This is a genomic window from Coriobacteriia bacterium (assembly GCA_016649875.1).
GTDB lineage: Bacteria > Actinomycetota > Coriobacteriia > WRKU01 > JAENWW01 > JAENWW01.
The window spans coordinates 22,111-43,694 of sequence record JAENWW010000008.1 but is presented as its reverse complement, the minus strand read 5'-3'; the positions used below and the strand labels follow the sequence as shown (position 1 = coordinate 43,694).

The window sequence follows — 21,584 nt, the reverse complement described above, 5'->3', positions numbered from 1 at the left end:
GGAACTAACATATCGAGTTCCTTCCATCGGCATCGGGGGCGACCGTTTGGTGCACCGCATAGGCGATCGCCTCATCGAAATGCCGGGCAAGATGTTTCGACATCTCGTCGCAGGCTTCGGTCCCGTGTCGCTGTAATTCTGCAATTTTTTGTTGAGTTTGTGTTTTGATATCCTGCGTTTTTTCGTCGGCCGTCAGGCGCGTACGTTTTTCGATCTCCGCAGTGATCGTCGGCACTTTCGCTTGAGCTCGCGTTACAACATCTTTGGCGCTCAGCTGCGCTTTTTCAATTTCGCGAGACGTTACCGACTCGACTTTAAGAATGCCCTCCAAAGCCGAGGCAGCCGTTTGACCGACTTTCTCATCCCGCATGGGTTTGCTCATACTACGCACCCCCCGGTGTTTGTAGTTTTATGTAGAGCCACGCAGACACATTATATATGTATTTGTGAAAAATATGACCGGTCGAACAACCTATAAATTTATTCTAAGGAATGATAACGAAGAGCAGAATCGAGAAGAAGCTCAACACGGTACCCGCCAATACCCAGAGATGCCAAACGGGGTGGAGATATTTCACTTTTTTCTGCACGTAAAAGACCGTGCCCACGGTATACGCGAGGCCCCCCGCAAAAAGCAGAGCAATACCCGTCTTCGGCAATGCCGCCACCAAGTCGCCGATGCTGAACACAATCATCCAGCCCATAACGAGATATACGAGCACCGACACCCACTTCGGCCGAAAAACCCAGAATGCTTCAAACGCAATTCCGACCGCCGCAAACGACCAGATGATTATCATGAAACGAACTCCGCTGTTGTTGCGCAAAGTGACGAGACAATAGGGCGTGTAGGTCCCGGCGATGAGGAGATAGATCGCTGCATGATCAAGTATTTTGAAGACTCGCTTCGCTTTCCCGTTCGTCAGACCGTGATACAACGTTGACGCGGTATATTCGAGAATGATGGAGAGTCCGTAAATTATCGCCGCTGCAATTTTGAAGCCGTCGCCCTGCAACCCCGCGAATACGAGCATGACGGCCAAGCCGGCTATACCGAAGATGACGCCGAGCCCATGAAGTACGCTACTGGCGATTTCCTCGCCCACCGAATACTGTTTGAGCACCTCGAACGTTCTTTTCGAGGACTCCTTTATGTTATTTGCCGTTTGCTTCATGCACCGATTATACCACCGCGCAAGCGTCGTGGCAGCGAGCTCCAGAAGTGAGACCGATGTCCTCCCCTTCGGCTACAATGTATTCAGTTGTAAACTACGAACTTGTTTTGAAAGGTCTTTCCATGCCGAGACCCATAAAATTCCTCCACGTCGCGGACACTCATCTCGGAGCCGGTTTTTCCAGCGTGACCTCGACCAGTACGGAACTCGGAAAAAAATTACGTGACGCGACGCTGTCCGCATTCGATAAAACCATCGATTATGCCTGCGAACATGAGGTCGATTTCGTTTGTTTCGCCGGCGATCTCTACGATGCGGATAGCGGAAATTTCCAAGCTCAATCCCACGTCGTCGAAGGTATCAAACGCCTCGACGATGTCGGAATACGCGCCTTTCTCGCCGCCGGTAACCATGATCCGCTCGGAGATACCGCACGATTGACTCTTCCGAAAAACGCCCATACGTTCCCGAGCGAGAGAGTCGAAGCAGTCGATATCGACATCGAAGGAGCGCAAAGCTGCACGGTTTATGGGCGTAGCTATCAAACCGCCGAGGAAACTTCGAACTTCGCCAAAGGATATCATCGGGGCCCGGAACAAAACGCCGTCGGCATTCTCCACACCAATGTCGCGCCCGATTCGACATCGGATCATTATGCCCGTTGCTCACTGCACGACCTTGTCGAAGCGGGCATGGATTATTGGGCGCTCGGGCATATACATCTCGAACAGATTCTCAATAAACAAAACCCCGCCGTCGTCTATCCCGGCAGCCCGCAGGCACTCAATATCAAAGAAGTCGGACGGCACGGATGTTACTTGGTGACACTCGACAAGGGGCACGCAACCTACTCTTGGCTCCCGACGGGGGTAATCGACTTCGTCCATGTCGAAATCGATATCGGTAAGTGCCAAAACATGGCGGAAGTCATTCAAGCCATCGAGCCCACAGTTCTAAAAACTTTCAACGAACGAGGCGAGGCGAAAGCCGTGCGACCCTCGATCGTCCGCTTGGTGCTCACCGGCACGCGGCAATTCAACGAATTGCTCGACCACGATGCACTCCTTTCTTCGAGTACGCAAGCGCTCAACGGAAGTTTGCCCGATATAACGCTCGACGACAAACTCATCGACCGCACCAAAGGGGATGTCCACAAATATTTTTCGGCGACAAGCAATCAGTTCATCGCCGATATCGTCGGCACGGAAGCATCGATTTTTTTCGCAGAGCCCTTCATAACGAAACATCTCAAGGGAAAGAAAATAGATCTCTCAACGCTCATGCCCGAACTCGTCGAAGAATTCGACAGTCCGGAAGCACATGAACGTTTATTTCTCGAAGCACAGGAATTGCTCTATCGTCATCTGATGGGAGAGAACGAGTAATGGCCTATTTGAAAAAACTTCATATAAAGAAGCTCGGTCAGATACAAGATGCCCGGCTCGATGATTTTTCTCCCGCGTTCAACATCATATACGGCTCCAACGGAACCGGTAAGACGACGGCACGCAACGCGATTCGATTCGCCCTCTTCGGGCTGCCAAGAAAAGGCTCAACCGAAAAACACACCGATCCGTCATATTGGGCGAAAAACTCGGCGGCGCGTGAAATTCGCGCGACCATCGAATCGAACAGCGGTCTCCATACCATCGCCCGAACGAGCCCCGACGGCAAAGTCGACGGTGGCGCCGAATACTCCTCCTCCGCTGCCGAAAGAGAATTCGAATCATACATCGGCGGAGTGAGCGAACAAGACTACAAGACCATCTGGAACATTTCCGAGTTCGATTTGGAGAACATTCTTCCCGGTAAAGGAAGCACCGTCATTTCCCGCCTCATATCCACCAGCTACGGGTTGACGAACAGCCCAACCGACGAGTTGGAAAAACTTCGGGGCGATATCATGCGTTTGGGCTTGGATAAAAAAACAGATGAGCTCTACAAAAAAGCAGAGCAGTTGACTCGGGTCAATGACGAACTCGCAAATTTACGAAAGAAATCCCGTGAGATTTACGACAACAGTCGCGCCATCGAAAAACTTGACGCCTCCGACAAAGATTTGGTGAAAAGAATCGCCGCAGAACAAGAACGATACACGCATGCCACTCGGATTCTCACGCAACTGGAAACTGCAGAAGCCGATTTAAAAAAATATTCCGTCGCTACGTCTGAAGTTGTGAAGAAACTCAAAAACCTCGAAGCTGAACGCAATGGAATAGAGCAAGAATGCCCGAAAAATATCCTCGGACTAAGCGACGCCATTCAAGACGCGGCCAAAGATGCCTCTCTCATTGAAGATCAGATGACCAACAGGGTACAGACGGAAGAAACCCTCTCGCAAATCGAAGACGATTTGGCCAAATACAAGGATATCCCCGACTTCCCGACAATAATCGATGCGGATTATCTTTCGTCCGAAGCAACGAGGCGAGCAGAAATCGTTCTCGATGCGCAGGAGACCGCAAATCGCGCACAGGTGCATCTCGCCTCCACAGAAAGCGAGCTTGCAGCGTGCAAAAAACGGCTCGAAGAAACCGACCCGCGTACGAACACACGAAAGACGATGTCGCTTAAAATCGCAATGGGCGTCACGATAATGCCGAGTGTACTCGCCGCACTCGCGTTGGTATTCCTCGCCCGGCAAACCATCGGAGGGCTGATTGCAGTAATACTTGGTTTAGTCGCCTTTGTTCTGATCGAAATCACATCTGCAAACCGTCTCCCCGAAGAAAACGATGGCGAAGGACGAGAAATAACAAGCAAAATTTCACAGCTCCACATGAATCTGATTACAGACAAAACGGACGCATTGAGCGCCGGTGAGGCGTCGGGCATGGTCATGCGCGCATGGACGGACTTCCTCAACGATAACTTTCCCGATCTTACGCAAGATGCTTCGCCCTCCGAAGTCCCACGCCTCATTGCAAAAATCACCGCTAAAGCAAAGCTTTTCCAAAAACGAGATGAAACACGATTGCAACTCAATCGTTACACGCGGGCAATCGATGCATGGGAGCAGAAAGTAATCGCTCTATGCACGCAGGTTTATGGCCTCGGACGCGAGGACACTATGCCTACAAAGGACATCGAACGCCTCTCTGAAAATCTTTCCGAAGCGAAACAATCCCAACGGGATCTCAGCGAAATCACCATAAAAATCGAAAGTGCAAGCGCTGCTCTCAAAGTCGCCACCGAAGGAGAAACGATTGCTTCGGCTACACGAAAAAGAGCCGCGCAGTTTCTTGAAAGCAACTTCGTCCCGCTCGTCGACGAGGACGAACCTCTGCCGCAACTCAAAGAGTTGAAAGTCGTTGCAGAAGCAGAAATTCGCAACCTGGAGGCACGGCATTCCGAACATTCTTCGGAATGCGGTCGACTCAAAGGCCTGGTGGAGGCGGCGGCCGAGGATGAAGCACTTCTTGAAAAAGAGAGTGAAAAAGCTGCGATTACGGCAAAAATCGCCATAATCGCCAAAGAATACCTGACCAAATCAATCGCATACTCGCTCCTTGATTCTGCAACTACGGAATACGAACAAAACCGTGTTCCCGTTGTGATCGAGAAAGCAAGTGAGGCGTTCTCACGCCTCACCGACAACTTGTACGTGCGAGTTTCCATCGATTCGAAAGCGAGCGAACCCGTCAAGGTTTTGAAAAACGACGGGGTCGAGCTTGTCGCCGAGCGTCTTTCACTCGGTACTTTGAACCAGCTTTACTTAGCCCTGCGGTTGGGTATCCTGCGCGCTCAGCCTGATTACGGAAGAAATTTGCCGATTGTTTTCGACGATGTGCTCGCAACCTTCGATCCCAAGCGTAAAATACTTGCACTTGTGGAGCTGACTCTTCTCGCGCAAAATCATCAAGTCCTCTACTTTACGAAGGATGAGCGGGAAACCGATCAGAAGTTCACCTCGAAATGGAAAGAGTTCAACCTCGAAGTTATAGAATAGGGAGTGACAATATCGCAACATGAGGGGCACGTTTGGAGTTTTAAAATGGCTGAAAACAACATCGAACAAAAATATACCGAGTACCACATCACGAGAGCCCAGCCGATAAGCAAAGAGTGTTTCGTCTGCGGCACTGACAACGAACTCGGTCTCCATGCACAGTTTCTTGAAACACGAGAGCATGAAATCGTCGGACTTTTCAATGCAATCAATGAACATCAGAGCTATCCCAATCGCATGCACGGCGGAATAACTTCGGCGATTCTCGATGAATTAATCGGACGCGCCATAAATATCGACGAGCTTGAAACATGGGGCGTCACCATCGAATTACAAGTAAAATATCGCAAACCGGTTCCCCTCGATACCGTCTTAATGGGGCGCGCACGAATCACCAACAATAAGTCCAGAGCTTTCGAGGGTTCGGGAGAAATCGTATTACCGGATGGAACCGTCGCCGCCGAAGCAACGGGTCGCTACGTCAAGCTCTCGGTGGAACGAATAGCCGGCAATGAGCTCGACGTGGAAAACGCTACCGTACCCGACTCCCGTCCCGTCCCGGAAACCGTGCTCTTTCCGGAAAAATAACTTCAGGAAAGAGCGATAAGCGCAATTGCGATAAGCGCCAAAAGTGCGCCCGCTATTTGATTGCGATTCAATTTTTCTTTATCTATTCCCCATGCCATCAGTATCGTCGGCACCGGATACAATGCGCCGACCACGGAAGCTACGGCCAATGCCCCCGACCGAACGGCGAACAGCTGCATCGAGTATGCCACGTCGAGGCTTATCGTCATTCCCACAATCGGTATGATACTCGCTGTCTGCACAAACATGTTCCCCGTCTGGATTTTTGCCGAAACCATCGCGGCGAGGGCCGCTACCGCGCCCAGTCCCAGCAAAGGCCAACAGCCACTTTCTCGCGGCGTTTGCGAAACCAAAATCATCGAGGTGGACAAACCTGCGCCCGCAAGCACCGTGTGCAGCCATACCCTCTTCGTCATGTCCCCCACGCGGCCAGTCAGCTCGAGGAGTTCCTCCCCTCCGTGCTTATGATAAGGAATCGTAAGAACGATTACGGCGCTTACCGCGATTACGATCCCCACAATGAGCGGGACGGTAAATAAATCCCCACGCAAAAGACCCCAAAAAGCCGGAACCAATGCGGAAAACAATGCCGTCACCGATGCGACGACGCCGACGACGCCGTCGGCCAAAGCCATGTAAAAAAAGTACAGCCCGAATACGATACAGAGGCCGGCCAATGCGCCATACCCCAAGGCCGAAAACGACGGAATCCCGGGAAACACGAACACTAAAACGATATAGCTTAAAAACGCCCAAAATTGTGAGGTCGCTGTCACATTGATTGATTTTTCACGACGACTGAGCGCGCCTCCGAAGTAATCGGAAACTCCGAATCCCAACGCGGAAAAGAATGCATAGAGTACGGTCATGTATTACCTCAAGATTGAAAGATTTATGATTAGTTCCGGGAGCTTTTCGGCCAATTCCACGAAAAAGTATTCGGGTTCGGTCCGATACGGTTATCGGAATCGAGGCCGTCGATGATGTTCACATCTTCATCACTCAAGGCGAAATCGAAGATGTCGATATTTTCAGCGATGCGTTCGGGATGGATTGATTTCGGCAGGACGACGATACCTTTTTGATGCGCCCAGCGTAACGCGACCTGACCGGCATTTTTAGAATATTTCCGCCCGATTTCCTGCAGTTCGGAAATATCGAACACTCCCCCGCGCATGAGGGGTGCCCACGCTTCCACTAAAATAGTATTGCTTTCGCAATAAGCAAGCAATTCTTTCCGAGAAAATTGTGGATGGAGCTCGATTTGGTTCACCATCGGAATAACCGAAGCGATTTTGGATAACTGCTCGAGATGTTCGATTTCAAAGTTACACACTCCGATAGCGCGCACCTTACCCGCCAGCAGCAAATGCTCCATGGCTTTCCACGTCGATTCCAGCTTTGCTTCGACCGGCCAATGGATGAGATACATATCGAGGTAATTGACTCCGAGCTTGAGCAAAGTCTCTTCACACGCAAAAATCGTGTGCGCATAGCCTTGCTGATCCTGCCACAACTTGCTCGTCACATACACACTGTCTCTCGAAAGATCCGACTCCCGTAAAGCTTGCCCCACCGACTCTTCGTTACCATAAAATGAAGCGGTATCTATATGACGATATCCTGCCTGTAGTGCTGCAAGCACGGCTTGGCGGGTATCTTCACCGGCAGATATCTTGTAGGTCCCGAAACCGACTGCGGGTATCTTCGCAGAATTCTCCAGAACGAATGTCGGACTGTCGTATTCCATCGCTTGCAGCATCGGATCGGCGATGAAAGAAGTCACACCTGTAAAGGCGTTGCTATTCATTTGAACGGGCGCCTTGCGCGAAATCCAGATGCCGGCCAGTACGCTTGCAACAAGCAAAAAGATTGGGAAGACTGCAAAATAGAGAGCGGCGGATGGGTTTGAAGCCGCATACACCGCGTAGTTCGCATACGCACTCATCACCGCGGTGCCGATCATCACCAACACGCCGTAACGCGCCCATCGAGATTGTCCCTTGAAATAGCGCTCGAAATTCCAACGCGCTTGGCCGTTGCGTAATGTCGAGACAAGCATCGACTCTCGTGCCCAGATCAGACGGTTTGCTTTAACACCGGCGTAAATACGAGCGATTGACATCAAAGTTTGCTGTGCAATCAATTGATATGACAATATTCTCACCGACTCGGGAGAGTCTTTGAAAAAGAGATACATCAAGATATAGGGAACGACATCGGATGCCAACGCAGCGAGCACCAAAGGCCAGATACCGTAAACGAGCCCCCAAAGGACAGGTTGGGAAAACGCTCCCCAGTTGAAAAACTCAAGCAACGATTCGGGATACTGTCCGATGCCGAAAGGCTTGGCGGCCACGGTTGCAGCGGCACTGTTCAAGTTCGATTGATTATGTTGATTCGAATTTTGCGACACGGCTCTACCTCGGTACGACTAAAAACGGAACTATCATTGCAATGCTGACACAAAATGCTGCGAATGAGTACACAATCGGCGGCATGAACGCTATGCCGATCCAAGAACGTTTCGAAAGTGCTTGGAAAAACCAGAACACCAGGGCATTGCCCACAAGAATGCAAAGCGCTTGTCCATACCAATTCAAAGAAGTAATCATCCTCATAATCAAAGGAAAGTCCACTGCCGGGATGCCGGCGTGCACGTACGCCCGCCAAAGCATCGGCGTGAATACGGCCGCGACCACCACCTCCGCAACGGTAAACACAAACGCTATTGCGTGTGCGATGAATACCGTGAGCGCATCGGCGTCTGTAAGCGTCGCCATGAGATTCGAGCGAGGCATTCCCATAATTTTATTTTGAATCGGCTGCTTAACCATAATCTCATCCAATCATCTTGTCTTCATTATAACGAAAGTTTTCACGCATGATGTCGGTATGACAAAAAAGTAGAACCCCCTATCGCTAGGAGGTTCTGTGGTACTAGGGATGCCACCGCCAAGTGGGAAGGGGGGGATACTCGGCGGCGGCTACAAGGGGGAAGCAAATTGGATGAAAACTACTGAATCGCCGAAAGAAGACCGGCAATCAATACAGCACCGGCAATAACTCCGAAAGTTCTCCAGTAATGCATCTTTCCTGCGCTGAAACTATCGTACATTTCGATCGCCACCTTTCTTGAGGTCGATTCGTTTGAAGGTAATTTCTTTTCTTTTAAACCAATGATAATAAGATTATCTGTAAAGATACATAACCTTTTTCTTGCGTATTGCATAAGTTTTACTTACTATTAAGTCATGCTGAATATAACTCGTTTGCAGCTACTGCGAGAAGTAGCGAATCGCAAGACTATCGCGGCGACCGCCGAAGCGTTCTTCATGACCCCGTCGGCAGTGAGCCAACAACTCTCCACACTTGAAAGAGAAGCCAAGGTTCCTCTTCTCGAGAAGGACGGACGTGGCGTAAAACTCACAAATGCGGGGCATCTCTTGGTAAAAAACTCCGAGGAAATATTCGCCGCGATCGAACGGGCGGAAGCCGAATTGGTCGATGCGAGGCACGGAATCACGGGTAATATCAGACTTTCCGCGTTCCCCACGACTGCACGTTGGTTGCTCGTACCTTCCGTCGTTCAACTTCGAGAACGGCATCCGAATCTCACTCTGCAAATTTCAGATCTCGAACCGGAAGAAGCCATCCCGATGCTGGGCGCCGGGGAACTCGACGTGGTCGTCTATTACGAGTGGAACGTACTTCCTTCGATTCCCATCGCGGGAGTTCGCACCTATGACCTCGTCACGGAAAGGGTGTATCTGGGGATTCCGAGCAAACATCCGCTCGCACTACAGAAAGAGCCGATTAAACTGGCCGACCTTGCCGACGAATTTTGGATCGTCGGGCGGGAGGCCACCTCCATGCTCCAGCTCGTGTTCGCGGCAACTGCGCAAGCGGGCTTTTCCCCACGCGCAACATTCCAGTCCATGGACTTCAAGGTCATCTTATCCGCGGTCGAGGCGGGACTTGGAATCGCCCTCATTCCGCCCCTTGCTTTCATCGGTGAAAAACACGATGTCGTCTACAAAACACTCGCCGACATGAACTTACACCGCACAGTGAAAGCGGCCGTAAGAAAAGGCAGCGAATACAGTCCTCTCATTTCGACTGTATTGGCTGCCCTGTCTGCTCAAGCTCGTGTCGTGCAAAAACGTTTGGATGGAATACCCGAAGAAATCGAAGATAACGTCACACCATAGATTTTTTGTAAGCGATAATCGTTTCTCTGTATTCGGGCATCGAAGTGCCGAGCATCTGAGTCGCTAAAATCGCCGCATTTTTCGCACCGTTTATCGCCACACACGCCACGGGAACTCCCGTCGGCATCTGGACCATCGAAAGCAAAGAATCAAGACCGCCCAAATCGCTCGTCTTCATCGGTAGCGCAATCACGGGAAGCGGCGTGTATGCGGCAACCACTCCGCCGAGATGGGCCGCTTTCCCTGCGGCGGCAATGAGCACCTTAATGCCGCGGTCTGCGGCGCCTTGCGCCCACGCGTGCACTTTCTCGGGGTCGCGGTGGGCACTTGCGATGATCATTTCATAGGGAACCCCGAGGTCTTCGAGTTGAGCGGCGCACTGTGACACCACTTCCTCATCCGACTTCGAGCCCATGATGATTCCTACAAGAGGTGCCTGTGTTATCATCGGTTATTCCTCTCCTGCTTCATCGACGGAATACGGGGTGCCGGCGCCGAACAAGAGCTTGCGCTCTTCACCGCTTATTGCGGCCCGCGCCGAGTCACGAACGTTGTTCACACCGATGAAGAATTGACGCATCATCGCGACGAGCAGATAGCGCCCTTTCGATGTGAGCGTGATTTCTTTTTCATCATATTTTTCAAACGCACCGACGGCACGCATGTAATTGATTTCGATGGCAAGACCTTTCTCGATCGGGACACCGAAATCACGCTTGAATGCCTCTCGGTCGAGACTGAGTCCGAACAGTTGCATCAGGAACCGATAGCGCATGAGATCATGCTTGGTGAACACGCGTTTTTGCATGATACTCGGCAGGCCCTCTTCAACCCTTTCGCCATACATCTTCAAAGAAAATGAATTGACGAACAGCGTTCCGTTGACAAAGCTCATCGCGCCGGAGCCGATACCGATGTATTCCTCATAATCGACGATGTATTCGTCAATCATACCGCCACCGGTTCGAGAAAACGTCCAAGCGCTTGCCGGCGTGAATTTATCGCTGAGCCCCTCGGTGATCATCTGATAATACCGAGCTTCTCGGGCGTAGTCGACTTTCCCGACAGTCCGCTTAAGCGACTCTTCAACCGCCGGTGAAGCCATCAGAGGATAAAACGTCGTTTGATTGCAGCCGGTTTCTTTGATGATCTCGAGATCATGTGCCAACATTTCGGGGGTTTGCGTCGGGAAGTTGAAAATCATATCGACATTCATCGAGGGAAAAGCCCCTTCGATGGACTTGAGGCGCTTGACGATTTCTTCCGCCGATCCGTACTTTTTGAAACGATCCATCTGCTTGAGCAAACCGTCATCGAAACTTTGGACGCCGACGCTGAACCGATCGATTCGCCCCTGCAACGGCTCGATCCATTTCGGATGGAGGTGGTTGGGGTTCGTTTCGGCGGAGACCTCTTTAATGGAAAAAAGCTCCTTGGCCATGTCGATGGTTTTCACCAGTTCTTCGATATTGATTGTGGGAGTTCCGCCACCGATGTAAAGAGATTCGAAATCGTATCCGGCTTCGGAAACGATTTTCATCTCGGTGCGTAAGTGTTTGAAATAACGAACTGCGCGTTCCTCGTTGTAAGGGAATCGATTAAACGAGCAGTACGGGCACAAACTTTCGCAGAAAGGAATATGCACATACAGCATATAGGTCCGTCCGGGAACCGGCTTCGGATACGCGATGACATCTGCCGGTTCCAACATGAGCAACCGTTGATTTTCTTTACGCATGACACCAGAAATCAGTCTTTCCGCAAGCACTTAAAGCTCCTTTCGAGGAGTAAGCGCTTTTTGCCCGATATCCCTGCGGTAAAAAGCCCCATCGAATGTAATCTCTTTCACGGCGCGGTAAACCTTGTCGATCGCCTCTTCGAAGCTCGGCGCAAGAGCGGTGACATTGAGAACGCGCCCGCCCGAGGTAACGAGGCGCCCTTTTGCATCCACGGCGGTACCGGCTTGGAAAACCGAAACATCTTCGATTTCCTCGGCGCAGTCGATTCCGGTGATTTCGAATCCTTTTTCAATCGAGGCGGGATACCCCTTCGAAGCCATGACGACGCTGACCCCTTCAAGCATATCCCAGCGCAAGTTCACACTGGCCAAATCGCCGGAGGCGACCGCCAGCAAGACCTCCACCAAGTCCGTTTTCAAACGAGGGAGAAGGACCTGCGTCTCCGGATCTCCGAAACGAACATTGAATTCGAGAACTTTCGGTCCTTCTTCGGTCAGCATGAACCCACCATACAGAACCCCGCGAAAATCGATACCTTCTGCAACAAGCGCATCGGCGACTCTTTGCATCATATCGAGCATCGAAAGATACTCGTCGCGATACAGTAGCGGCAGAGGCGAATACACGCCCATTCCTCCCGTATTCGGACCGGTATCACCCTCTCCGACCCGTTTGTGATCTTGTGCGGGAGCGAGAGGAACCATCGTATTGCCCTCGATGAACGCGAGAAGCGAGCACTCCGGCCCGGAAAGGTATTCTTCGAGAACGACCGTATCGCCGGCCTTTCCGAAACGACCGTCGAAACACTCCTCGAGAGCACTTCGTGCAGTCTCGATGTCTTCGGCGACGGTCACGCCTTTCCCACCGGCGAGTCCGTCGGCTTTGATGACAATGGGCGCACCCATTTTTTCGAGAGTCTCGAACGCTTTTTCCGACTCATGGGAAGTGAAAACATGATAGGCCGCCGTAGGAATGTGATGCCGAACCATGAAATCTTTTGAAAACGCTTTGCTTCCTTCAAGCCGTGCACCGCTGGCACCCGGTCCGAAGGCGAGAATCCCCGCAGCGCGAACGGCATCCGCCACACCGGCAACCAAGGGAGCTTCGGGGCCTATTACCACGAGTCCGATAGTATGCTCCCGCGCAAAATCGACGACTTGCTCGGGATTTTCCCCGTCGATTTCGACGTTGACCGTCTTAGGTTCACTCGCAGTCCCACCGTTACCGGGGGCGACATAAATGAGCGTGCTGAGCTCGGATTCGGCGAGATAACGCACGATTGCATGCTCACGTCCGCCGGCGCCGATAACCAAAATGTTCATTGAGAGGATCCCCATTTCGCTAGTGAGCGTGATGTAATATCTACTCATTGTACCGAACACGTACTCATTGTACCGAACAGGTTGGACAAAACCACCGTCGCTCTTTGATAATCATAAAAGAAGAACATTTTCTCCGTGTGAACGGTATGCCGTTCTTCGAAAGGCCCATTTCGTTAAGAAAACATCTTCAAGTTTTGCAGAAAAAAGAGAGCCGATCAGGCTCTCTTTTCCCACTGTTTATTCCAACCGTCCACACCAGAAGCATGCCCGCTTTCGCCTAAGGGCGATCGGGCCAATGGCGCATAATCGTCTGCTCGCGACTCGGTCCGACGGCAATCATCGATACCGGCACGCCAGCGAGCTCCTCAATGAAGTTCACATAATTTTTTGCGGCTTCGGGCAATTCCTCGAATGTTCTACAGCCCGTGATATCGCACTTCCAGCCGGGGACCTCTTCGTAAACGGGTTTCGCGTGGTGAAACGCCGATTGATGACCGGGAACGGTTTTGTAAATTTTTCCAAGATGTTCATACGCCACGCAGACCTTGATCATTTCAAACTCAGAGAGCACATCGAGCTTCGTCAAAATCAAATCCGTCAAGCCGTTGACTTCGACCGCGTAACGAACGATAACCGCATCGTACCATCCCGCACGCCGTTTGCGTCCCGTGGTTACGCCGAATTCATGTCCCACGGAAATCAGCGTATCGCCGTCCTCGTCATAAAGTTCGGTCGGAAACGGTCCCGAACCGACTCTCGTGATATAGGCTTTCGCGATGCCAAGAACTCGATCGATTTTCGTAGGCCCGACGCCTGAACCAGTCGTCGCTCCCCCCGCGGTCGAGTTCGACGACGTCACAAACGGATAGGTGCCGTGATCGATATCGAGCAGAGTGCCTTGCGCTCCCTCGAACAAAACCTCTTCCCCGTTATCGAGAGCCTTGTTGAGCAAAGAGCTTATCTCTGTGATGAAGGGCTTGAGACGCTCCGCATATCCAAGGTATTCCTCTGCGATTTCATCGACCGTATAGGTCGGGAGGCCGTAGATTTTCTCGAGAATCTCATTTTTTTCAACGAGCGCTGCCTCGAGTTTTTCACGGAAAATCGATCGATCGAAAAGATCTTGCATACGGATACCCATTCGGGATGCTTTGTCTTGATACGCAGGTCCGATTCCCCGATGCGTCGTTCCTATTTCATTCTTTCCGAGACGTCGCTCGCTGGCTCCGTCGAGATCGCGATGATAGGGCATGATGAGGTGCGCGTTGGCCGAAATGAGTAGGCGTCGCGTAGAGAGCCCTTTCGATTCGACCATATCCATTTCATCGAGAAGAACCTTGGGATCGATTACACAGCCGTTGGCTATGATCGGTGTGATATTGGGATACATGATTCCGCTCGGAACAAGATGGAGTTCGAGCGTCTGTCCATCCACCACGACCGTGTGACCGGCGTTGTTTCCCCCTTGATAGCGAACGACATAACCGAACCGATCTGAAATCAAATCGGTTATTTTGCCCTTCCCTTCATCGCCCCACTGAGCACCGACGAGTACGACTCCTGACATTAAAGGCTCCTCCACTGTTGTGTCATCGTAATTTCCGATGCGCCGAGTCCGTCGACACACCGATGGTTCAACTTATGTAGGTCACTCTCCGCCCCCGGCGGCATGGCTCGACGCCGCGGACAAGAACTTAGTATACATATCTCTGAAGATTAATTTAACGGTTCCGGTGCTACCGTTACGATGTTTGGCAACAATTAGGTGCGCTTCGCCCCTCTCAAGCGTCCTATCCGGGTCTTCGCGATCGGGATCGGTGTTGCGATCGATGAACATGACGATATCGGCGTCTTGCTCGATGGCACCTGATTCACGAAGGTCGGACAGTTGCGGTCGCATGCCTTTACGGGATTCGACCGCACGGGAAAGCTGCGAAAGAGCGATGATGGGAACTCCGAGATCTTTCGCAAGGATTTTCAAGCCTCGGGAGATTTCTGCGATTTCGACTTGTCGAGATTCGGAGTTACGACGCGACGGCTGCATCAATTGCAGATAGTCGACGACGATGAGACCTTTTTTCTCTCTTCCGTCGATACCCTTGAACTGGCGACGCGCCTTGGCGCGAAGCTCCGTGATATTGAGCGCCGGCGAGTCATCGATGGAAATGTTAAATCCCGACAGTTTATCCATCGCGCTGACAATCCCCTCCCACTGGGAGTCGGGCAGGTTCCCCGAGCGAACACTCGAGAGATTGACAAGAGCTTCGGAACACAGAATACGTTGGGTGAGATCTTCGATTCCCATTTCGAGCGAGAACACGGCAACTTGGACTCCGGCCCGTGCAGCCCCGACGGCCATGTTGAGCGCAAGCGCCGTTTTTCCGACTGCCGGTCGTGCCGCAATTATCACAAGATCACCACCGCGAAATCCCGATGTGAGACGATCGAGATCTTTGAAGCCCGTCGGCACACCGACGACGGCCCCTTTATTTTCCACCAGTTCTTCAAGCCGTTCCATTGCCGGCATGAGTTGTGAATTAAGCGTCCGGAAATCATTTTTGATACGCGTCTGGGTAACATCGAAAATCGCTTTTTCCGAAGTTCCGACCGACTCGGCAATATCGTCGGGGGCATCGTATGCAAGAGATACGATCTGCGAACCGGCGGTGATTAACTTACGATATGTGGATAACCTCGAGATGATCTCGACGTACGTTTCCCAGAATGCGGTCGTCGGCGTGGCGCCTAAAAGTTCAAGCAAGTACACCTGCCCGCCGATCGCTTCAAGCTTCTTTTGACTTGCAAGCTTATCGGCCAGTGAAAGATGGTCGAAGTTCACGTTACTCGAAAGCAAATCCTGCATTGCGGAAAAAATCGTACTATGTGCCGGTCTGTAAAAATCATCCGAGGTCAGAAGCCCGGAAACTTCAGTTTGAATCTCCGACGAAAGCAACATGGCCCCGAGCAATGCCTGCTCGGCCTCGATATTATGCGGAGGAATACGCCCTCCGAATGTCTTCCTATTATTTTCCGGCATAATGCTCCCTACACGATGAAACTTATCACATTACATAGTACTTGAAAGAGAATGAACCCTATAAAAGTTGTACACAGGCAGCGTGCCGACAAACCTGCAGGTACCTAAGTTTTCCACAGTATCCACAATTGTTCGAAATTCTTATCTCCCACCGACATGAAAAAGAGCGCACCCGACGGTGCGCTCTTTTCAAAGCGAAATCAAATGAAACTGAAGTACCCTAGTTCTCCTCGACGACGACTGTCTCGACTTCGACAACCTCATTCGTGGTTTCATCTACGGTTACTTCGACTTCGACGGCAACGTCGCTTGCACCTTCGACAACCGCCTCGGCGATGGCCTCATCGGCAGCGACTTCGGCGACTTTTACGGCCGCCTCGGATACGACGCTCACGACGATTTGGGCCTTGATGTCACGATATACCGAAATCTCGGCATCATGATCACCGAGTTCCTTAATATGCCCGTGGGTTTCGATTTTTCGACGATCGACTTCGACTCCGAATTGCTCGGCGATTGCAGCTGCAATCATCTGAGCGGTTATCGAACCGAACAAGCGTCCTTCATCTCCGACTTTTGCCGCGATTACAACGGTCTTACCGTCGAGATTCGATGCATAGGAACTCGCACCGGTTAAACGTCCGGTTTCACGCTTCGTAATATTGTGCATACGGTGCTCAAGCTGCTTCATGTTACCTGGAGTTGCCGAAATAGCAATCCCGCGAGGAAGCAGATAGTTAACTGCGAATCCGCGAGCGACATCAATGACGTCACCCTCGCCTCCGCGGCCCTTGAGCTCTTGTGTCAAAATGACCTTCATTGCTCTTTCTCCTTCTTTGGCGGATTATCTACCGCGACCGACGCGGCCGCTGATTACAGATACAGTGTAGGGAACAAGCGCCATTTCACGCGAGCGCTTAATTGCCATAGCAAGCTCATGCTGATGTTGCGTGCAAGTACCGGTAACGCGACGTGGCTTGATTTTGCCACGATCCGTCATGAATTTGCGAAGCATCTGCGTGTCTTTGTAGTCGATGTACTCAGTGTGATCTTTGCAGAACTGACAATACTTACGACGTGGTTTACGGTTAAACTCTGCTGCTGACATGTCTTGACCTCCTTTTCGCTAACTAAGCGGGGGTGGCATCACCTGTGAAGATGATGTGATGGTTAACTAAAATGGAATATCTTGTGAGAGAACATCTGCGCTCGGTGCAGGCGATGCCGGTGCGCTATAACGTGCGCTTCCGCCGTCGGAATCTGCATTACGCGGAGTCATAAACTCGACATCGTCTGCGACAATCTCGACTTTGCTGCGCTTATCGCCCTCTTTCGTCTGCCATGAACTCCAGCGCAAACGTCCGGAAACAACTATTTTGGTTCCTTTTGTGAGAAAACGAGAAAGCGACTCACCGCGAGCGCCCCAAACAACGACGTCGAAGAAATTGGGAACATCTTCCCAAGTTCCGGTCTCATTGTTCTTTTTGCGATCGTTTACTGCAATCCCCATCTGCAAAACAGGCGTGGTGCCCGCCATGCGCAGTTCGGGATCGCGGGTAAGATTTCCGCTGACTACCACTTTATTGATACTCATATTCAACAACCACCTAACTACCGATATGCATGGATTACTTTCCATGCTGACCTTTGACTTGTTCTTCTATTTCTTGTCGTCACGACGCACGATCATGAAACGAACTACTGCGTCAGAAATTCGCAGTACGCGGTCTATCTCGGCAATCTCGGTTGGTTCGTTGTGGAACTCGACCAATGTGTAGTACGCATCGGTGAATTTGTCGATTTCATAAGCAAGCTTGCGCTTGCCCCAATCGTCGGCATTATCCAAAACTCCACCGTTTGCAACTACCAGCGCCTGTGCACGCTCATTAAAAGCGGCACGCGCCTCGTCGTCGAGGTTAGGTTTGAGCATAAGCAATAATTCATAGGCCTTCACTTTATCACCTCCCCTGGGCAAAATGGCTTTGGGACCGTGAAGGCAATACCCAAAGCAGGATGTGAGTCCGACAATTGTATCATCGGTGAGCCCGTACTGCAAGGCGCTCAAACTTACCGATGAGATCGAACTTTTCGTCAATCACTTTAACGACCCGAACCCCCGCGAAGGTCAGAGAGAGACCGATGAGAAAAATACAAACCGCCAGCTGCCCGGTGGACAGCGATGGAACCATGATGCCATCGTGAACACGTATCACCTTTACCGAATCGACACTTTTCGGCCCTGCTGCACCGAGAAGCGCAGATGCTGTGACGCCGGCCTTTTCCTCTTCGAGGAGTATAGCGTGCGCCACGGACACTTCTCCGTGAGAATCCATAACACTCGACAGAGCATCGCTTGACATATGCGCGCTCAGTTCGACTTGCGATTCCGTCGATGGTACCGTACCGTTTGACTTAACTTGCGGCACACCGGCAGCGGCCGCCTCGACATGGCCGAACGCTGGTGCAACTGCGCTCGCGCTCTCCGTGACTTTCACCTGCGCCGGCGCTTCGTCGTCGGAGGCACTTTTCACCGTTTCACGGGACAAAACCGCCGAGACGAGACTCGCAGGATCGACATACTTGCCTGCCACGCGCATGCTGATATGCACATGGGTACTCGAAGATGAAGGATCGCCGGCCGCCGCCACCACGCCGACGGTATCGCCTTTCGACAACACATCGCCGGCCTCGACTCCGGTACCGGCAAGAGGACTCAAAGTGACGAGATGTCCCTCTTGCGTTTTGACGGTAACTGCCACGATGCCGAGCCCGGCCACCGACCCCGGCACCCGCCCGACGAAAGACACGACTCCCGGCACGGGAGAAAGAATCGTCTCCCCGACCTCGGTCCTGACATCCATGCCCGAATGTTGTTTGTTCTCGACACCGTAAAGAGCGCCGAACTCCCGAACAATCGTCAATGATCGAGCCCCGTATGCTCCGTATGCCGCGGAGGCGAACGGACCTGTCGATATTGCAGCGAAAAACACCGACACGAAAATCGTATAGACGATGAGACGGCGATACGACAGCCCTGTTCGCTCTGAGAAAATTTTTGTCCTGAATGCCTGCATAGTCGGTTTGAACATTTGAAACTACCTCCACACTTTAAAGAAGATGCACCCACAATATCGTGAGCGCATTAGCCGTCTTTAAAAAAGGTATTAAATATGTGTTACGAAATGATGAGCACTAACGGTTCATGAACACCGCGAGTTGTTCTTTTAAGAAACGACGCCTGTTAATGGCCAACATCGCCAAAGCGAGCATCACCAAGAAAATCGCACTGATGAGTTTCCATGCATACACTTTATGCGTTATCGTCTTCCCGCTTTGCACGATTTCAATCTTGGTCGCATGTATGTCCATATCGCCACCGTGTTCGGCACATGCCGCGTTAAACGTTCCGGTGATTCGAACGATATCACCATTTTGTTTGTAGCGTCCGTAGTGTTCGATCGCCTTTGTAAGCGAGGCGGGTTCGACCCATATCGCCATTCCCGAATTGTAGCCGTTGAAACCTCCGCCGGCTTCAACCCCACGGGTCATATAAGCATCATCGTTGAGATGAATCCAAGCGCCCTTCATACCCTGCCCGGCGTTGCGCACCATACGTTCCCCGACGGCCTCGCCGGTGAATTCAATCACCTTACCATTGAATTTTTTAGGGGTCTCAATGAGTGCCGAGCTGGAATATTTGTTCGGATTTATCCATCCCGATCCGGCGACACCGGGTTTTCTCACGATAAAGAATACCAATAGAATTGCGGCGACAACCATAAAAACGATGGCAATCTCTAGAACAACTCTTTTTCTCGCCTTAGTCCAACGCATTTATTTTCCTTTGAATACAGCGATGAGATGAGCTCCCACCGCAAAGACACTGACGAATTCCAAACGTCCGACCCACATGAAGACGATGTAGCCGACTTTCATGACCTCGGGCATCGACGGAGAAGTGATCCCGCAACTCAAACCGGTGTTCGAGACAGCCGACACCCCTTCGAACAACGCTTGTAAGAAATCATAGCCGCACAAAAGACCGAGTACCGCCGCGAATAGATAGGTGACGAGAAACATCAAAACAATCGTACTGGTCCCTTTGATAAGCTCATCGGTAAGATTGCTATCCTTGATGTGATGATATTTCGTACGCATAATCGCATTTTCCGGCATAACCGTCTGCTTGACGTCCTGCACGAAAGATTTGAACATTATGCCGACTCGAATGCCTTTGATTCCTCCGCCCGTAGAGCACGCCGAGGCGCCGATCATCATGGCAAGCGTGATTGCCACAAGACCTATCGGCCCCCACTGTGTGACAAATGCACGCGCATACACAATTGATACACCGGTTGTCGTAGCACCCGAAATAATCGTATACAGCGTTTTTCGAGCCAATGCCATTGCATTCGGATAGACTCCCGCGCGCATAAGTCCGACCATTGCAAGGACGGAAAATACGATTATCCCCGTGGTAAAGCTCTGAATTTCAATATTCTTATATATTTCCTTACGCTTCCCGGTCCATATCGCCCAGTGCAAAGCGAAGTTCATCGAACCGGCGACCATGATGACTATGGTAACCACTTCCTGAATGAGCGAATGATAGTAGAAAGTGTTGTACGACATCGCGGCGAAGCCGCCGGTCGACCACTCGCCCATGAACGCCCACATTGCCATGAAAAATGCCCGAACCGGTGCAATCCCCAAAAACATATTCACGAGGGAAAGCACAAGTGTTCCGACGCCGAGGTAGACGATTGAAACAAGCCATATCGCACGAGCCGTTTGAATGACGTTGGGGAGGAGCCGTTCATCTTTACCTTCGCCGACATACATTTTATACGCGCCCGCGGTGCCCTTGAACAAGAATGTCAATGCGATGACGACGATTCCTTGACCCCCGGCGTACGTGATGAGATGCCGCCACATGTTCAGCGCATAACTCACATGATCGAGATCTTGCACGAGCAGAAGCCCCGTCGTGGTAAAACCGCTCATCGTATCGAAACAAGCATCCAAGAAACTCTTGTAGTGCCCCGACAACCAGTACGGCACTGCGGCCAGCATGACCGCCCAAATCCACGACCCCGCCGAAACAACGAGTCCCTCGCCCCAGTTCAGGTCCTTATCGGTACGAAAGAGTGCTTGCGCGCCGAGGCCGATGACCATGCTGAGGGCGCAACCTATGACGAAGTCGAAAAATGCGCTATACTCTCGCATCACCAACGCGGTGACCATGGGAATAATCATCAGGAGGCCGACCCCTGTGATAATTTTGCCGCTATATTTTCCGATTACTCGGTAACTGCTTCGCGCAGGTCGTAAGATCACTGGTATACTCTCATCCGCTCGTTACCGATATAGCGCAAACGCGATTACAGCCATCAAAATACCTGCTGCGAACAACAACAACACGTACAAGGCTTCGGTGGCCATCCCCGCAAAATAGTGTTCCCAATTTTCACGCGCCGTCAGCGCCGGAAAGCCGACGTGCTTGCGCGCTTGGGTGTTCACCACTTCTTCTCGTGTCCGCTTTTTGTCGGTGTCGGGAGTCATA

23 protein-coding genes are annotated in these 21,584 nt (G+C 51.5%); 4 read left to right on the top strand and 19 right to left on the bottom strand.

The window, feature by feature from the left end:
* Positions 1 to 4 precede the first annotated feature (4 nt).
* Positions 5 to 382 (bottom strand): hypothetical protein, encoded by a 378-nt coding sequence (locus JJE36_04390; GenBank protein MBK5211535.1) that lies wholly within the window; start codon positions 380 to 382, stop codon positions 5 to 7.
* A gap of 103 nt (positions 383 to 485) precedes the next feature.
* Complete coding sequence (locus tag JJE36_04385; GenBank protein ID MBK5211534.1) at positions 486 to 1,175, bottom strand: hemolysin III family protein; 690 nt, start codon at positions 1,173 to 1,175, stop codon at positions 486 to 488.
* 122 nt (positions 1,176 to 1,297) lie between these two features.
* Here JJE36_04385 and JJE36_04380 point away from each other — a divergent pair, with 122 nt between their 5' ends.
* From JJE36_04380 to JJE36_04370, 3 genes are read left to right on the top strand one after another with little or no spacing between them, the layout of a single operon-like run.
* Complete coding sequence (locus JJE36_04380; protein ID MBK5211533.1) at positions 1,298 to 2,560, top strand: DNA repair exonuclease; 1,263 nt, start codon at positions 1,298 to 1,300, stop codon at positions 2,558 to 2,560.
* Complete coding sequence (locus tag JJE36_04375) at positions 2,560 to 5,124, top strand: AAA family ATPase (GenBank protein ID MBK5211532.1); 2,565 nt, start codon at positions 2,560 to 2,562, stop codon at positions 5,122 to 5,124. Before JJE36_04380 ends, JJE36_04375 begins: the two co-directional genes overlap by 1 nt.
* A 45-nt stretch (positions 5,125 to 5,169) precedes the next feature.
* Positions 5,170 to 5,712 carry a PaaI family thioesterase gene (locus tag JJE36_04370; protein ID MBK5211531.1) on the top strand — a complete coding sequence of 181 codons (543 nt, stop codon included), beginning with the start codon at positions 5,170 to 5,172 and terminating at the stop codon, positions 5,710 to 5,712.
* Positions 5,713 to 5,714: 2 nt separating this feature from the next.
* Here the strand turns inward: JJE36_04370 and JJE36_04365 are convergent, their stop codons facing one another.
* The 4 genes from JJE36_04365 to JJE36_04350 all read right to left on the bottom strand — a co-directional run bounded on the left by JJE36_04365 (position 5,715) and on the right by JJE36_04350 (position 8,944).
* Entirely contained in the window at positions 5,715 to 6,581 is an 867-nt protein-coding gene (locus JJE36_04365) for an EamA family transporter (protein ID MBK5211530.1), read from the bottom strand.
* A gap of 29 nt (positions 6,582 to 6,610) precedes the next feature.
* Positions 6,611 to 7,462 carry an aldo/keto reductase gene (locus JJE36_04360; GenBank protein MBK5211529.1) on the bottom strand — a complete coding sequence of 284 codons (852 nt, stop codon included), beginning with the start codon at positions 7,460 to 7,462 and terminating at the stop codon, positions 6,611 to 6,613.
* Positions 7,463 to 8,132: 670 nt separating this feature from the next.
* Entirely contained in the window at positions 8,133 to 8,561 is a 429-nt protein-coding gene (locus JJE36_04355) for a hypothetical protein (GenBank protein ID MBK5211528.1), read from the bottom strand.
* 167 nt (positions 8,562 to 8,728) lie between these two features.
* Positions 8,729 to 8,944, bottom strand: coding sequence for a hypothetical protein (locus JJE36_04350; protein MBK5211527.1), 216 nt, complete (start codon positions 8,942 to 8,944; stop codon positions 8,729 to 8,731).
* Positions 8,945 to 8,966: 22 nt separating this feature from the next.
* Between JJE36_04350 and JJE36_04345 the strand changes: the two genes are divergently transcribed.
* Positions 8,967 to 9,923: a LysR family transcriptional regulator gene (locus JJE36_04345; protein MBK5211526.1), complete on the top strand. Its 957-nt coding sequence runs from the start codon at positions 8,967 to 8,969 to the stop codon at positions 9,921 to 9,923.
* Here JJE36_04345 and purE read toward each other — a convergent pair.
* The 13 genes from purE to JJE36_04280 form a co-directional block, all read right to left on the bottom strand.
* Positions 9,913 to 10,371 (bottom strand): 5-(carboxyamino)imidazole ribonucleotide mutase, encoded by a 459-nt coding sequence (gene purE, locus JJE36_04340; protein MBK5211525.1) that lies wholly within the window; start codon positions 10,369 to 10,371, stop codon positions 9,913 to 9,915. The genes JJE36_04345 and purE overlap by 11 nt on opposite strands.
* Before the next feature lie 3 nt (positions 10,372 to 10,374).
* On the bottom strand, positions 10,375 to 11,691 hold the full coding sequence (locus tag JJE36_04335; protein MBK5211524.1) for a coproporphyrinogen III oxidase family protein: 1,317 nt from the start codon (positions 11,689 to 11,691) through the stop codon (positions 10,375 to 10,377).
* Positions 11,692 to 12,984 carry a phosphoribosylamine--glycine ligase gene (gene purD / locus JJE36_04330; protein ID MBK5211523.1) on the bottom strand — a complete coding sequence of 431 codons (1,293 nt, stop codon included), beginning with the start codon at positions 12,982 to 12,984 and terminating at the stop codon, positions 11,692 to 11,694. It lies immediately after the preceding gene.
* 277 nt (positions 12,985 to 13,261) lie between these two features.
* The gene (locus JJE36_04325; protein MBK5211522.1) at positions 13,262 to 14,551 is read right to left on the bottom strand and encodes an adenylosuccinate synthase; all 1,290 of its coding nucleotides are present in this window, start codon (positions 14,549 to 14,551) and stop codon (positions 13,262 to 13,264) included.
* An 81-nt stretch (positions 14,552 to 14,632) separates the two neighbouring features.
* A complete protein-coding gene (gene dnaB / locus JJE36_04320) occupies positions 14,633 to 16,021 on the bottom strand; it encodes a replicative DNA helicase (GenBank protein ID MBK5211521.1) in 1,389 nt (462 codons plus the stop codon).
* A 220-nt stretch (positions 16,022 to 16,241) separates the two neighbouring features.
* Complete coding sequence (locus JJE36_04315) at positions 16,242 to 16,841, bottom strand: 50S ribosomal protein L9 (GenBank protein ID MBK5211520.1); 600 nt, start codon at positions 16,839 to 16,841, stop codon at positions 16,242 to 16,244.
* 24 nt (positions 16,842 to 16,865) lie between these two features.
* On the bottom strand, positions 16,866 to 17,129 hold the full coding sequence (locus JJE36_04310) for a 30S ribosomal protein S18 (protein MBK5211519.1): 264 nt from the start codon (positions 17,127 to 17,129) through the stop codon (positions 16,866 to 16,868).
* A 66-nt stretch (positions 17,130 to 17,195) separates the two neighbouring features.
* A complete protein-coding gene (gene ssb / locus JJE36_04305; protein ID MBK5211518.1) occupies positions 17,196 to 17,615 on the bottom strand; it encodes a single-stranded DNA-binding protein in 420 nt (139 codons plus the stop codon).
* Between the two features lie 66 nt (positions 17,616 to 17,681).
* Positions 17,682 to 17,975 (bottom strand): 30S ribosomal protein S6, encoded by a 294-nt coding sequence (locus JJE36_04300; protein ID MBK5211517.1) that lies wholly within the window; start codon positions 17,973 to 17,975, stop codon positions 17,682 to 17,684.
* A gap of 79 nt (positions 17,976 to 18,054) precedes the next feature.
* Positions 18,055 to 19,110: a peptidoglycan DD-metalloendopeptidase family protein gene (locus tag JJE36_04295; protein MBK5211516.1), complete on the bottom strand. Its 1,056-nt coding sequence runs from the start codon at positions 19,108 to 19,110 to the stop codon at positions 18,055 to 18,057.
* Positions 19,111 to 19,213: 103 nt separating this feature from the next.
* Positions 19,214 to 19,855, bottom strand: a complete 642-nt coding sequence (locus tag JJE36_04290) for a hypothetical protein (protein ID MBK5211515.1) — start codon at positions 19,853 to 19,855, stop codon at positions 19,214 to 19,216.
* Positions 19,856 to 21,277, bottom strand: a complete 1,422-nt coding sequence (locus JJE36_04285) for a TrkH family potassium uptake protein (protein ID MBK5211514.1) — start codon at positions 21,275 to 21,277, stop codon at positions 19,856 to 19,858. It lies immediately after the preceding gene.
* A 102-nt stretch (positions 21,278 to 21,379) separates the two neighbouring features.
* Complete coding sequence (locus JJE36_04280; GenBank protein MBK5211513.1) at positions 21,380 to 21,583, bottom strand: hypothetical protein; 204 nt, start codon at positions 21,581 to 21,583, stop codon at positions 21,380 to 21,382.
* Position 21,584: the final 1 nt, after the last annotated feature.

Bases quoted from the DNA above. Each gene is read 5' to 3' on its own strand.
- JJE36_04290 (MBK5211515.1), bottom strand. From the start codon at position 19,855: ATGCGTTGGACTAAGGCGAGAAAAAGAGTTGTTCTAGAGATTGCCATC.
- dnaB (MBK5211521.1), bottom strand. From the start codon at position 16,021: ATGCCGGAAAATAATAGGAAGACATTCGGAGGGCGTATTCCTCCGCAT.
- purE (MBK5211525.1), bottom strand. From the start codon at position 10,371: ATGATAACACAGGCACCTCTTGTAGGAATCATCATGGGCTCGAAGTCG.
- JJE36_04295 (MBK5211516.1), bottom strand. From the start codon at position 19,110: ATGTTCAAACCGACTATGCAGGCATTCAGGACAAAAATTTTCTCAGAG.
- JJE36_04390 (MBK5211535.1), bottom strand. From the start codon at position 382: ATGAGCAAACCCATGCGGGATGAGAAAGTCGGTCAAACGGCTGCCTCG.
- JJE36_04365 (MBK5211530.1), bottom strand. From the start codon at position 6,581: ATGACCGTACTCTATGCATTCTTTTCCGCGTTGGGATTCGGAGTTTCC.
- JJE36_04325 (MBK5211522.1), bottom strand. From the start codon at position 14,551: ATGTCAGGAGTCGTACTCGTCGGTGCTCAGTGGGGCGATGAAGGGAAG.
- JJE36_04280 (MBK5211513.1), bottom strand. From the start codon at position 21,583: ATGACTCCCGACACCGACAAAAAGCGGACACGAGAAGAAGTGGTGAAC.
- JJE36_04385 (MBK5211534.1), bottom strand. From the start codon at position 1,175: ATGAAGCAAACGGCAAATAACATAAAGGAGTCCTCGAAAAGAACGTTC.
- JJE36_04315 (MBK5211520.1), bottom strand. From the start codon at position 16,841: ATGAAGGTCATTTTGACACAAGAGCTCAAGGGCCGCGGAGGCGAGGGT.
- JJE36_04380 (MBK5211533.1), top strand. From the start codon at position 1,298: ATGCCGAGACCCATAAAATTCCTCCACGTCGCGGACACTCATCTCGGA.
- purD (MBK5211523.1), bottom strand. From the start codon at position 12,984: ATGAACATTTTGGTTATCGGCGCCGGCGGACGTGAGCATGCAATCGTG.
- ssb (MBK5211518.1), bottom strand. From the start codon at position 17,615: ATGAGTATCAATAAAGTGGTAGTCAGCGGAAATCTTACCCGCGATCCC.
- JJE36_04375 (MBK5211532.1), top strand. From the start codon at position 2,560: ATGGCCTATTTGAAAAAACTTCATATAAAGAAGCTCGGTCAGATACAA.
- JJE36_04370 (MBK5211531.1), top strand. From the start codon at position 5,170: ATGGCTGAAAACAACATCGAACAAAAATATACCGAGTACCACATCACG.
- JJE36_04360 (MBK5211529.1), bottom strand. From the start codon at position 7,462: ATGGAATACGACAGTCCGACATTCGTTCTGGAGAATTCTGCGAAGATA.
- JJE36_04285 (MBK5211514.1), bottom strand. From the start codon at position 21,277: ATGATTATTCCCATGGTCACCGCGTTGGTGATGCGAGAGTATAGCGCA.
- JJE36_04350 (MBK5211527.1), bottom strand. From the start codon at position 8,944: ATGCAATACGCAAGAAAAAGGTTATGTATCTTTACAGATAATCTTATT.
- JJE36_04310 (MBK5211519.1), bottom strand. From the start codon at position 17,129: ATGTCAGCAGCAGAGTTTAACCGTAAACCACGTCGTAAGTATTGTCAG.
- JJE36_04345 (MBK5211526.1), top strand. From the start codon at position 8,967: ATGCTGAATATAACTCGTTTGCAGCTACTGCGAGAAGTAGCGAATCGC.